Genomic DNA, 12,744 nt, shown 5'->3' with positions numbered 1-12,744 from the left:
TAAAACTTATGTCAATTTGCTTTGCTTATGGGTGCAATAATCATTAATTATATCTCCAGAATCAAAAAAAACACCGGCCCTCATTTGCGAGGGCCGGCGACGTTTCACTCTTGGGCGAAAAGATTGGTGGATAGGTAGCGTTCGCCTGTATCCGGCAGGATGACGACAATGGTTTTTCCTGCGTTTTCCGGTCGGCGGGCGAGTTCGTCGGCGGCGAAGGCGGCAGCGCCGCTCGATATGCCGACAAGGAGCCCTTCGGTGCGGGCGAGGGCGCGGGCGGTGCGGAAGGCGTCGTCGGCTTTGACGGTGGCGATGGCGTCGATGACGGCGGTGTCGAGGATTTTGGGGACGAAGCCGGCGCCGATGCCCTGGATTTTGTGGGGGCCGGGCTTGCCACCGGAGAGGACAGGCGAGTCGTAGGGCTCGACGGCGACGACGCGGATGGCGGGGTTGCGCTGTTTGAGGACGCCGCCGACGCCGGTGATGGTGCCGCCGGTGCCGACGCCGGCGACGAAGATGTCGATCTTGCCGCCGGTGTCGCGCCAGATTTCTTCGGCGGTGGTGCGGCGGTGGACGGCGGGGTTGGCGGGGTTTTCGAACTGCTGGGGCATAAAGGCGTTGGGGGTGGCGGCGACTATTTCCCCGGCTTTGGCGATGGCCCCTTTCATGCCTTCGGGGCCGGGGGTGAGGACGAGTTCGGCGCCGAGGGCTTTTAGGAGGCTGCGCCGTTCCTGGCTCATGGTTTCGGGCATTGTGAGGACGATTTTGTAGCCGCGGGCGGCGGCGACGAAGGCGAGGCCTACGCCGGTATTGCCGCTGGTGGGTTCGACGATGAGGGTGTCTTTATTGATGAGGCCGGCTTCTTCGGCGGCGGTTATCATGGCGAAGGCGGCGCGGTCTTTGACGCTGCCGAGGGGGTTGAAGTATTCGAGTTTGGCGAGGATGCGGGCTTTGAGGCCTTCGGCGCGGGCGTAGCCGGCAAGCTCAAGGAGCGGGGTGTTGCCGATGAGGTCGGTGAGGGAATGGGCGATGGCCATAGGAGGTACCTCCCTATTGGGTTTTCTGTTGCAACAGAACCGTATACTCCGGCTCTGCTATTCTTTATTCTTTTTTTGCCGGAAGCCGTGGCCGGCGGAGATTTTGCGGCCGATGGCGGTGATTTTGCCGGTGATGCAGGAGCGGCACTGGGCCGGGGTGTCGCCGACGCAGATTTTGCCGGGATAGAGGGCGTAGTGGCGGCGGTAGTCGCCTTCGGTGACGTTGGGCATGACGACGTTGGCGCCGCTTTGGAGGGCAATGATGCGGCCGTTTTTGTCGAGGGTTTCCATGGCGGTGGTGGCGGGGATGTTGATGTCGGGCAGGAGCAGTCTTATTATGGCCATGACTTTGAGGCTTAATGTGAAGGCGCCGCCGGCGGCCGCGGCGAGCGGGGTGTCGGGGTTGGGGATGAAGGGGCCGACGCCGATCATGTCGGCGTCCAGGTCTTTGAAGAAGAGGATGTCGTCGGCGAGGGATTCGAGGGTCTGGCCGGGCAGGCCGATGAGGCAGCCGGTGCCGACTTCGTAGCCGAGAGCTTTGAGGTCGCGGAGACAGCGGAGACGGTTGGCGAAGCTCATGCCGGGGTCGAGGTCCTCGTAGAGGCGGCAGTCGGTGGTTTCGATGCGCAAGAGGTAGCGGTCGGCGCCGGCCTGTTTGTAGGCGGCGTATTCTTCGCAGCTTTTTTCGCCGATGCTGAGGGTGATGGCGACGCCGAGTTTTTTGATTTCGCCGATGATATGGCGGAGGATGTCGGGGGTGTAGTAGGGGTCTTCGCCCGATTGGAGGACGACGGTTTTGTAGCCGTATTCCTTGGCTTTGCGTCCGAGGTCGATGATGGCGTCGGGCTCCAGGCGGTAGCGGTGGACGTTTTTGTTGTCGCGGCGCAGGCCGCAGTAGTGGCAGTTTTGGCGGCAGGTGTTGGAGAATTCGATGAGGCCGCGCAGGTGGACTTCGTCGCCGACGTAAAGCCGGCGGACCCGGTCGGCGGCGGCGAAGAGGTCCTGGGTATGGGCGTCGTCGGCGAGGAGGGCGACGATTTCGGGCTTGTCGAGTTGGTGGGTTGTTTCGGCTTTGGCGATGAGGGCGGCGATGTCCATGGCGGGCCTCCTCCTGGCGGGTATTTGCTATTATTATACAACAATTCCTATCGGAATGCTATGGATTTTTGACGGGCGGGTATTGTTGATTTAGTTTGTGTGGGAAAGAGGCTTGTCATTATACCACGCGTGGAAAGACAGAGAATCCCCTCGCTCTGTCGACTGTTCCCCTGCCTTGCCCGCGGAGAACGCAGGCTATGCGCCGGAGCTGCGGCCGAACGCGCCGTAAGCAGACACACGCCGCTTTAGCGGCGATGTGGTCGCTTATGCCTGCAAGGCGAAGGCTTGCGCCGACACAGCCGTACCGTCGCCAACTGTCGTCCGTGACAGATGGCTCCTCGCCCGTCCGTCCATGGACGGGCGTACGTTCGTGTTACCGGCAAGCTTCACCTACGGCGCGTAACGGCCTCCGCAACGGCGCTACGCCTGCGTTCTCCGTGTTGCAGTACGATGTCCCCTAAAAAGCGATGGACTGCCGCAGCCGTTCAGAAGTCCCCAGATGCAAGGCGGCTCCGTCGGGCGTGCCGCGACGCGTACTCGGGCCGTACGCTAGCAAGCGCCCGACGGAACAACACCGCAGATGGGGCTTATCAACGGCTGCCCTGGTAAGATAGCACGCGATTGAGCGTCTGTTGCCAGAGTTTTTCGATCTCCGCGAAGTTCATGTTCGGGACGTAGTAGGTTTCGAGTTCGTCGTGGAGGGTTTTGGCGCGTTTGATGCAGGCGACGCTTTTGACGAACAGTTCCCAGAAAAGGTCCTGGTCGTAGGTGACGGCGGCGGCGCGGGTGGCGACGGTGTCGCTTCGCCGGCATTCGCCCATGTCGATGGTGAGCTCGGGCTGGCGGGCGGCGTGGTAGGGGTGCGGCAGGAAGGAGGTGGTGACGGCGACATCGAGAGCGGGGATGACGGCGTGTTCGGGTTTTTCAGGGTCGAGGGGGCAGTAGAAGGCTTCGACGTCGAGCCCTTTGGCGAGGGCGGCGTCGACGACTTTGCGGACGAGGGTGCTTTTGCCGCAGCCGGGGTCGCCGGTGACGACGAAGCAGCGGCCGGCGGGCCAGACGGAGGTGTCGAGGTAGTTGACCATGCCGTCGGGGGTGATGGCGGAGGCGAAGAGTTTGCGGAGGCGGCCGGCGCCTACGGTGTCGCGGCTGCCGAAGACGGCGGCGAGGAGCTGCCGGGCCCGGTCGTTGGCGGCGGCGTGGTCGAGGGCTTCGGCGTTGGCGGCTTCCCAGTCGTCGTAGAGGGCTTTGGCGGCGCGGAGGAGGCGGTAGGCGCGCTGGAAGCTGGTGCTTATTTCGGCGGTGCAGGCTATTATCTGCCGTTTGTTGGCGACCATGCCGCCCTCGTTCCAGAAGTCGCCGAGGTGGATGATTTCGTCGACGCAGCCGGGGTGGCGGGGGTCGACGACGTGGGGGGCGGTGCCGTCGATGAAGGCGACGCCGAGGGCGGGGACGACGACGCCGTCAAGGGAGCCGTTGTCGCTGGAGCAATGGTGATGCTCGATGTCGAAGCCGCGGGCGCAGAGCTGCTCCCCCATCCGGCGCATGAAGGTGCTTTTCCCCGTCCCCGGTCCGCCTTTCATGATGAAGATGCGTCTGGCGTCGGCCGGGATTATGTAGTTGTAGTAGGAGAAGAAGCCCTGGGGCGTGTTGCCGCCCGGAAAGAGGTGACGGATTTTTCCCTCGCTCATGTATTATCCTCCTGTTCGGCCTGCCGGCGGCGGGCCGGTTTTTAACGCACATTATGATATGCGACGGAGGGGATTCTGCCACCGGGGAACGAGGAGGGAAGAATTTGTTATGGTGCTTTCTTGGAGGGACTGCAGGCAGCAAAAAATAAGCCTCCGCAAGTATGCAGAGGTCTTGAGGGTAACAGGTCTAACAGTTTTTCCACGCGGCTGTTCCCCGGCATCGGGTCACCCACCCGCTGCGGGCGGCGGACTTACTAGGCTCGTCGCCGACAGCACCGCACCACCGCCACACGGACGTCCATGTCCGAGTGTCGGTTCTCGCCGCCGTCCATGGCGGCTCGTGCGGTGCTGTTACCGGCTCTCTCGCCAAGTAGCGGCCGCCGTCCTCGCTAACCGTGGTTGCCCCGATGCCCGGGGACGCCGCGGTCCTTTTAACAGTTTACAGACCTGGGTACGAGCAGGCGCTCGCCATGTGGCCGGTAAGGGTGGGCTGGATTTTTTCTTTGACGATGGCGACGGCGGCGAGGTAGCGGTCGAGGTCGACGCCGGTGGCGACGCCCATGGCGCGGAGCATGTTGAGCAGGTCTTCGGTGGCGGTGTTGCCGGCCGCGCCGGGGGCGAACGGGCAGCCGCCGAGGCCGCCGATGGCGGTTTCGAAGGTGGTTATGCCGGCTTCGAGGCCGGCAAGGGTGTTGGCGAGGCCCATGCCGCGGGTGTCGTGGAGATGGAGGGCGACGGGCACGGCGGGGAAGGCGGCGAGGAAGCGCTGGCTAAGCCGGTATACCTGCAGCGGGTTGGCGACGCCGATGGTGTCGCAGAGGGCGACGGAGCAAGCGCCGGCGGCGACGGCGGCCTCGACGAGGCTGAAGACGTCTTTTTCCGCCACCGGGCCGGCGAAGGGGCAGCCGAAGGAGGTGGCGGCGGCGAGGCGGATTTTGAGGCCGGGGAGCTCAGCGGTTATGCCGGCGAGGTCCTGAAGGGATTGCTCGCGGGTGCGGTTGATGTTGGCGAGGTTGTGGCGTTCGCTGGCGGAGATGACGCAGGTGACTTCGCGGAGGCCGCAGTCGTAGGCTTTCCGGGCGCCGGTGAGGTTGGGGACGAGGGCGAAGAGGCGGAGGCTGTCGGCCTCCCGCCTGGCGACGGCGGCGCGGGCAACTTCGGCGGCGTCGGCCATCTGGGGGATGGCTTTGGGGTGGACGAAGGAGGTTACTTCGAGGTTTTTGACGCCGGCGGCGATGACGGCGGCGATGATTTCGTGCTTGACGTCGGTGGGGATGGGGGTTTTGATGTTCTGGAAGCCGTCGCGCGGGCCTACTTCGATGATTTCGACGTTTTGGGGGATTTTCACGGTTTTCGCCTCCTGCTCAGATGGCTCCGTCGGCTTTCAGCCCGGCAACCTGTTCGCCGTTCAGCCCGAGGAGTTCGCCGAGGACGGCGGCGTTGTGCTCGCCGAGGGCCGGCGAGGGGACGCGGATGGAGGGCGGGGTGGCGGACATTTTGATGTGCGAGCCGGTGATTTTGAGTTTGCCTGCTTTGGGGTGGTCGATTTCGACGAACATTTCGCGGGCGCCGGCAATGTGGGGGTCGTTGACGACTTGCTCGATGTTGTTGATGGGTGCGGCGGGGACGCCGGCGGCGAGGAGCATGTCGACGAGGTCGGCGACTTTGTGCTGCACGGTCCAGTTTTCGACTTCGATTTTGACGGCGGCGTGGTTCTGCACCCGGTCGCGGACACGGGCCCATTCCTGTTTGGCGGCGAGGTCGGGGCGCTGCATGAGGGCGCAGAGGTTCTGCCACAGTTTGTCGTTGGCGGTGCCGATGACGAGGCTGCCGTCGGCGGCTTTGAAGGAGTCGTAGGGGTAGGTTGATTCGTAGCGGTTGCCGATACGCTGGGGGATGCGTTTTTCGGTGAGGTAGATCATGTTGATGATTTCGAGGCTGGCGACGGCGGAGTCGACGAGGGCGACGTCGACTTTCTGGCCTTCGCCGGTGAGGCTGCGGTTGTGGACGGCGGCGAGGATGCCGATGACGCAGGAGAGCCCGCCGAGGACGTCGCCCATGGCGGTGCCGGTGCGGGTGGGTTCGCCGCCGGGCCAGCCGGTGGTGCTCATGAGGCCGCTCATGGCCTGGGAGATTATGTCGTAGCCGGGCCGGTCCTTGTAGGGGCCGTAGTGGCCGAAGCCGGAGATGGCGGCGTAGATTATGCGGGGGTTGATTTTTTGGAGGTCTTCGTAGCCGAGGCCGAGTTTTTCCATGGTGCCGGGCCGGAAGTTTTCGAGGACGATGTCGGCTTTTTGGACGAGCTGGCGGAAGAGTTCCTTGCCTGTGGGGGCTTTGAGGTTGACGGTGATGCCGCGCTTGTTGCGGTTGAGGTTCATGAAGTAGGCGCTTTCGCCGTTCTGGAAGGGGCCCATGTGCCGTTCGTCGGCGCCTTTTTCCGGTTCTTCGACTTTGATGACGTTGGCCCCCATGTCGGCCATTATCATCCCGGCGAACGGGCCGGCGAGCACTCTTGTCATGTCGAGGACGGTCAAACCCTGCAGGGCGCCGCGTCTTGTTTCCATATCGTTTCCTCCCCGTTTTCTATTGCGGTATGTGATTATATGATGCAAATACTGTGCCAAGACGGGGAGGAGGATTACCCGGCCGTTCTCACGACAGCGGATCGCGGCCGGCGGTTTTTTCGCGGTATTGTTTGAGCTTGCGCCAGAGGGTGGAGCGGCCGATGCCGAGGCGGTCGGCGGCTTCCTGGGCGGTGGCGGAGTTTTTGAGGACGGCGGCGATTTTCGCCATTTCGCTGCGCGCGAGTTCCTGGCGCAGGTCGCCGCGCGGGATTGCGCCGTCGGCGGCGACCGCCTCTTCGAGGATGTTGGGGGCGATGGCCGCGAGCAGGCTCCTGGCGTCGGCGCCGCCGTAGCCGGCCTGGAAGAAGGCGAGGCGCTGGACGAAGTTGTAGAGTTCGCGGACGTTGCCGGGCCAGGAGTAGTTTTCGAGGTAGGGGAGCATTTCCCGGAACCAGCCTGCTTCGTCGATGACGGCGCCCGGCAGGAAGTGGCGGCAGAGGTCGGGGATGTCTTCCTTGCGCTCGGCGAGGGCGGGCAGCTCGAGGTAGAGGACGTTGAGCCGGTAGAAGAGGTCGGCGCGGATTTTGCCGGTGGCGAGCAGTTCCCTGGGCGGGGTGTTGGTGGCGGCGACGACGCGGATGTCGACGGAGACGATGCTTTCGCCGCCGACTCTGAGGACTTCGCGCTCCTGGAGGACGCGGAGCAGCCGCCCCTGGAGCTCGACGGGGATGGCTTCGACTTCGTCGAGGAAGATGGTGCCGCCGTGGGCGAGCTCGAACAGGCCGTGCTTGCCTTTGCGCCTGGCGCCGGTGAAGGCGCCTTCTTCGTAGCCGAACAGTTCGCTTTCCAGGAGCGAGGGGGGCAGGGCGCCGCAGTTGACGGCGACGAAGGGGTGGCCGCGCCGCCGGCTGGCGAGGTGGATGCTTTGGGCGAACAGTTCTTTGCCGGTGCCGGAGGGGCCGTAGATGAGGACGGTGAGGTCGGAGGCGGCGAAGCTTTTGGCGAGCCGCTTGCGTTCCTGGATGACGGGCGAGAGGCCGACGATGTCGGCGAAGGAGAAGCGGGCCCGGAACTGGCTGCCGGTGAGCTGTTTGCGGACGTTGCGCTCGGCGTGGACGACGCCGGATACGTCCTGGAAGGTGGCGACGGCGCCGATGGTGGCGCGGCCGTCGGTGACGGGGATGCGGTTGGTGACGATGCGGACGTCGCCGATTTCCTGGATTTCGCCGATCTCGGCCTGGTGGAGTTGGAGGACGCTTTCGAGCCTGGATGTGGGGATGACGGTTTTGACGGCCCGGCCGAGGGTCCTGGCGGCGCTGAGGCCGAGGATGCGCTCGGCGGCGCGGTTGAATACTTCGATTTTGCCGGCTGCGTCGATGGCGATGATGCCGTCATAGACGGAATCGAGGATGGCTTTGAGACGGAAGGCTTTCGCTTTTTCGTCCCGCCGGAGTTTGGCAAGGTCGCGGGCTTTGATGAGGGCGTCGGAGACCGTTTCGCGGCTGGTGCGCAGGAAGACGCTGGGCAGGCCGTTGTTCTGGGCGTAGGTGACGGTGGGGCCGCCGCCGACGACGCAGTAATGGCCGCTGTGGGCGAGGGCGATGATTTTTTCCTCCAGGTCGGCGAGGGTTGTGAAGTTGATGTTGGTGATGGAGGCGCCGAGGACTTTTTCGAGGAGGTCGAGCCCGGTGAGCGGCCAGTAGGAGGTGACGGCGATGTTGGGCGACAGCTCGCGCGCTTCCAGGCAACAGGCCATTATGTCGAAGGGGCCGGTGTCCATGCTGACGACGGGGATGTCGGTGCAGGAGGCTATGTAGGCGGCGGTGCCGCCCCGGCTGACGAATACGTCGACCGGCAGGCCGGCAAGGCATTTCCTGACCACTTCCCCGGACTGGTCCATCGAGCCTTCGTGGACTTCCAGGGCGATGCCCAGCTCTTCGGCCGCCGAGCGGGCCAGCAGTGACAGGTCGCGGAACGGGGAAACGAGAACGATGCGATGCATGGGCGTCTCCTTCGCGTTAATATATTTGTTGTAATTATTTCCCTTCTTTCTTGACGGCGCGGCGAAGTCCTGCCGGCGACTCTCATTTTTGTTTCATGTCCGGGCCATATAGTCTCAGATTCGGGATGCGGCCGGTCCCTGCCGCGTCCCGAGCTGCCGTTATCTTCCAGTTTCCTCCTTGGCACGTTTTTTGCTTATTAGGAAATAAGGAGTTTATTGGGTTATGAAGGCCGTGGCGGCGGAGGGGAGGCAACAGGAAGTTTTCCGTATTGAGCGAGAGGGGTGAAACAGTTGTCCAAAAACGCATGGCGAGGTATCGCCGTTGTCTGTATCGGACTGGTGTTGTGGTTCATTCCCGTACCGGCGGGCCTCAAGCCCGCAGCCTGGCATTTATTCGCTATTTTTGTCGCCACGATTGTCGCTTTTATTTTCCCGCCGCTGCCTTTGGGGGCCCTCGGTCTGATTGCCATGTGCGTGACGGCGCTGGCCGGGGTGGTGAAGATCGGCGATCTGCTGGTCGGCGCGTTCGGCAATACGACGGTGTGGCTGGTGGTGTCGGCTTTCCTGTTCGCCAAGGGGCTGATCAAGACCGGCCTGGGGCGCAGGATCGCGTATACGCTGATCAACGCGATCGGCGACAGCAGCCTGAAGGTGGCGTATGCGTTGGCTTTAAGCGATCTGATCATCGCGCCGGCGACGCCGTCGAATACCGCCCGCGCGGGCGGCGTGCTTTTCCCGATAACGAAGAGCCTTTGCCTGGCGTACGATTCGTCGCCGGGGCCGACCGCCCGCCGCATCGGCGCTTATCTGATGCAGTCGGTCTTCCAGGGCAACGCGGTGACGTCGGCGATGTTCATGACGGCGATGGCGGCCAACCCGCTGGTGGCCGAGCTGGCGTCGAAGGCTCTCGGCATCCAGATAAGCTGGGGCCTATGGGCGCTGGCGGCGTGCGTGCCCGGCATTGTGTCGCTGCTGCTCATTCCGTATTTCCTGTTCAAGGTCTATCCGCCCGAGCTGAAGGCGACGCCGGAGATCAAGAAGCTGGCCGCCACCGAGCTGGCGAAGATGGGCCCGACGACGAAGGCGGAGAAGCTGATGGCGGGGATCTTTTGCCTGGCGCTGCTGCTATGGGCGACGGCGACGATCAACAAGCTGGATGCGACGCTGGTGGCGTTGTCGTGCATCGGCCTGATGCTGGTGTGCCAGGTGCTGGAGTGGCAGGACATCACCGAGGAGAAGGCGGCCTGGGATACGATGTTTTGGTTGGGCAGCCTGGTGTCGCTGTCGGGGTTCCTTCTCAAGCTGGGCTTCATCCCCTGGTTCGCGAAGGCGGCCGGCGCGGCGGTGGCGGGCATAAACTGGCTCCCGGCGCTGCTGGTGCTGGCGGTGATTTATATGTACGCGCATTACGGCTTCGCGAGTCTGACGGCCCACGTGACGGCGATGTATGTGGCGTTCGCGACGATCTGCGTGGCCGCCGGGGCGCCGAAGTACCTGGTGGCGCTGATCCTGGCGTATTTCTCGAACCTGTGCGCCAACCTTACGCATTACGCGACCGGCCCGGCGCCGATTTATTTCGGGGCGGGCTATGTCGACCAGGGGACGTGGTGGAAGCTGGGCTTCGTGGTGTCGCTGATCAATATGGTGATCTGGATCGGCATCGGCGGCGCCTGGTGGAAGGTGCTCGGGCTCTGGTAGCAACTGGCATAGAAAAAGAGGCGTATCCGGACGGATACGCCTCTTTTGTGTTTTGTTTTCCTCCAGTACTAGGTTGGCTCGCGGAGAACGCGGGCTATGCGCCAAAGCTGCGGCCGAACGCGCCGTAAGGTTCGGGCCGACACAGCCGTACCGTCGCCAACGGACGTCCGTGTCCGATGGCTCCTCGCCCGGCCGTCCATGGCCGGGCGTACGTTCGTGTTACCGGCCTGCTTCGCCAACGGCGCGTACTCGTCCTCCGCAACGGCGCTACGCCCGCGTTCTCCGCCGCCTCCGGCGAAAAGAGTGCGATGTCAAAGCATTGTATAGGCTTAGGCCGCGCAGAAGGTCCCAGATGCAAGGCGCACCGGATAAGCAGACACACAACGCTTTAGCGTTGATGTGATCGCTTATACCCGAAAGGGTGCGAGCGCGCCGCGCCGCGTACTCGGACGTACGCAAGCAAGCGGTCTGAGGAGCAACGCCGCAGATGGGGCCTTATGGGCGGCCGTGGCTGTCACCAGCGGCGGTCGGAGCCGCCGCCTCCGCCTGACCCTCCGCCAAATCCTCCTCCCCCCCCTCCCCCACCGCCGCGGCGCATGAGGAGGGACAGGATGAGCCAGGTGAACTGGCCGCCGAAGAAGACCCAGTCGAGGATGAAGAGACCGATGGCGCCGGCGAGGAGAAGGATCTTGCCCCACCAGGGCAGGGCGTCCCACCAGGGGGCGTCGCCCGCCGGCTGGGGCCGGGAGAGGGTTTTCTTCTTGTCGCCGTCGAGGGTGATGCCGTATTCCTGGGCGGCTTCCTGGGCGACGGCGAGGTAGCCGTTGTAGACGCCCCGGTCGTAGTCGCCGCGCTGGAAGTAGGGCAGCATGTATTCGTCCTGGATGCGGCCGGTTTTGGCGTCGGGCAGCCGCCCTTCGAGGCCGTAGCCGACTTCGATGCGGGAGGCGCGGTCGTCGATGGCGACGAGGATGACGACGCCGTTGTTTTTTGTTTTGTCGCCGACGCCCCACTGCCTGAGGATGGCGAGGGCGTATTCGGCCGGTGGCGCGCCGTCGGTGGTTTTGACGACGACGGCGACGATGTGGGCTTTTGTTTTGCCTTTTAGCTGGGAACCGAGGAAGTTGATCCTCGTTTTGGCGTCTTCGCTGAGGACGCCGGCGTAGTCGCGGACGAAGAGGCTGCCTGAGGTGGGCGCGGGCGGAATGGCAGGCTGGGCCCAGGCCACAGCGCCGGAAAGCAGGAACGCCGCCAGCAACAGGCAGGCCAGCCACTTTTTCATGGTTTTATCCCTCGTTTCGGAACGGGGTTAGAATTTGACCTGGGGTACCTGCTTGGCGCCTTCTTCGGCCCGGAAGTATTCTTTGGGGCCGAAGCCCATCATGCCGGCGAAGATGCTGGTCGGTAGGGAACGGATCTTGGTGTTGTAGCCCTGGACGGCGTCGTTGTAATCCTTGCGGGCGACGGCGATGCGGTTTTCGGTGCCGGAGAGCTCGTCCATGAGGGCGCGGAAGTTTTGGTCGGCCTTGAGGTTGGGGTAGTTTTCGACGACGACGAGCAGGCGGGAGAGGGCGGAGTTAAGTTCGCCGTTGGCCTGGGCCTTGGCGGCGGGACCGCCGGCGCCGGCCAGCTTGGCGCGGGCGTCGGCTACCGCGGCGATGGCCTGCTGCTCGTGGACGGCGTAGCCCTTGACGGTGCTGACGAGGTTGGGGATGAGATCGGCGCGGCGCTGGAGCATGTTTTCGATCTGGCTCCATTTGCCGTTGACGTTTTCGTTCATGCCGACGAGGCTGTTGTAGCTTGAAAAGCCGAAGACGACGAGCAGGGCGACCACGGCGATGACGACCCAGAGTGATTTGTTCACTTTTTTACCTCCTGTTTGCTTTGGGGTACTTATATATTATAGCAGAAAATATGCTAGTCCGCCCATTCTGTTACGGGATTATCCTTATCTATAAAGAATATTTCCGCACGGCAGCCGAGGAAGGCGAGCGCGGCGGCCAGTTCGCCCCTGGCGTTCAGGACGTCGGTTTTGTTGAGGTCGGCGAAGCCGTCGATGGGGAAGAAGATGTCGCTGGTATCGGCTTCGATTTTGGCTTTGTCGCCCTGGCGCCAGACCCAGCGGCGGGTGCGGACTTCAAGGCCGTCGGCGTAGACGATTTCGCCGGGAGGGACTTCTTCGGCCTCGGGGCTGCCGAAGGGGGTGAAGATGTCGCCGGGCCGGCTGAGGCGGAGGTGGATGTCGCCGGTCATGCGGCCGAGGTCGTGGGCGCCGATGGGGAGGATGTATTTGAGTGAGACGGCGTTGCCGAGGTCGACGACGCTGTTGATGCTGGGGATGTGACCGGTTTTGACGGCGCGGGTGTGGAGGGCTTCGACCGAGCTGGCGAATTTGTTGGGGTTGAGGCCGAGTTTGGTGAAGGCGTCGCGCCAGACGGCGATGGCGGGATGGTTTTTGACGCCGTCGGGAAAGTTGCCGGCGGCGGCGGCGAGGGAGGCTTCGAGCTTTTTGGCTACGGCGGGCTGGGCGCCGCGGGGGAAGCCTTTGGCGACGACGACGCCGAAGCAGGCGGTGGGGAAAAGGTCGAAGATTTCGGGGGCGACGATGAATTTCATGGGGTCAGCTCCTTTGGAAAATAGGTTGGTTGGGGGGA

10 protein-coding genes are annotated in these 12,744 nt (G+C 63.6%); 1 reads left to right on the top strand and 9 read right to left on the bottom strand.

Features of this window, described 5'->3' with window-relative positions:
• Positions 1-104: 104 nt before the first annotated feature.
• The 6 genes from cysK to RIN56_09620 form a co-directional block, all read right to left on the bottom strand.
• A complete protein-coding gene (gene cysK / locus RIN56_09645) occupies positions 105-1,037 on the bottom strand; it encodes a cysteine synthase A (GenBank protein MDR7867075.1) in 933 nt (310 codons plus the stop codon).
• Positions 1,038-1,094: 57 nt separating this feature from the next.
• A complete protein-coding gene (gene hydE / locus RIN56_09640) occupies positions 1,095-2,135 on the bottom strand; it encodes a [FeFe] hydrogenase H-cluster radical SAM maturase HydE (protein ID MDR7867074.1) in 1,041 nt (346 codons plus the stop codon).
• A 590-nt stretch (positions 2,136-2,725) separates the two neighbouring features.
• Complete coding sequence (locus RIN56_09635; protein ID MDR7867073.1) at positions 2,726-3,826, bottom strand: PRK06851 family protein; 1,101 nt, start codon at positions 3,824-3,826, stop codon at positions 2,726-2,728.
• Between the two features lie 439 nt (positions 3,827-4,265).
• Positions 4,266-5,174: a hydroxymethylglutaryl-CoA lyase gene (locus RIN56_09630; protein MDR7867072.1), complete on the bottom strand. Its 909-nt coding sequence runs from the start codon at positions 5,172-5,174 to the stop codon at positions 4,266-4,268.
• A gap of 16 nt (positions 5,175-5,190) precedes the next feature.
• Positions 5,191-6,390 (bottom strand): CoA transferase, encoded by a 1,200-nt coding sequence (locus RIN56_09625; GenBank protein MDR7867071.1) that lies wholly within the window; start codon positions 6,388-6,390, stop codon positions 5,191-5,193.
• 88 nt (positions 6,391-6,478) lie between these two features.
• Positions 6,479-8,392, bottom strand: a complete 1,914-nt coding sequence (locus RIN56_09620; protein ID MDR7867070.1) for a sigma 54-interacting transcriptional regulator — start codon at positions 8,390-8,392, stop codon at positions 6,479-6,481.
• Positions 8,393-8,683: 291 nt separating this feature from the next.
• Between RIN56_09620 and RIN56_09615 the strand changes: the two genes are divergently transcribed.
• A complete protein-coding gene (locus RIN56_09615; protein ID MDR7867069.1) occupies positions 8,684-10,090 on the top strand; it encodes an anion permease in 1,407 nt (468 codons plus the stop codon).
• 514 nt (positions 10,091-10,604) lie between these two features.
• On the opposite strand, the gene RIN56_09610 is transcribed toward RIN56_09615, so the two are convergent.
• The 3 genes from RIN56_09610 to RIN56_09600 are packed head-to-tail and all read right to left on the bottom strand — an operon-like array spanning position 10,605 to position 12,706.
• Positions 10,605-11,372: a TPM domain-containing protein gene (locus tag RIN56_09610; protein ID MDR7867068.1), complete on the bottom strand. Its 768-nt coding sequence runs from the start codon at positions 11,370-11,372 to the stop codon at positions 10,605-10,607.
• Between the two features lie 27 nt (positions 11,373-11,399).
• Complete coding sequence (locus RIN56_09605) at positions 11,400-11,954, bottom strand: LemA family protein (protein ID MDR7867067.1); 555 nt, start codon at positions 11,952-11,954, stop codon at positions 11,400-11,402.
• A 53-nt stretch (positions 11,955-12,007) separates the two neighbouring features.
• Positions 12,008-12,706 (bottom strand): phenylalanine--tRNA ligase beta subunit-related protein, encoded by a 699-nt coding sequence (locus tag RIN56_09600; GenBank protein MDR7867066.1) that lies wholly within the window; start codon positions 12,704-12,706, stop codon positions 12,008-12,010.
• Positions 12,707-12,744: the final 38 nt, after the last annotated feature.

It is taken from the genome of Sporomusaceae bacterium, assembly GCA_031460455.1.
Lineage (GTDB): Bacteria > Bacillota > Negativicutes > Sporomusales > UBA7701 > Anaeroselena.
Note: the sequence above shows the minus strand (reverse complement) of the source record. Positions and strands in the feature narration are given on the sequence as shown.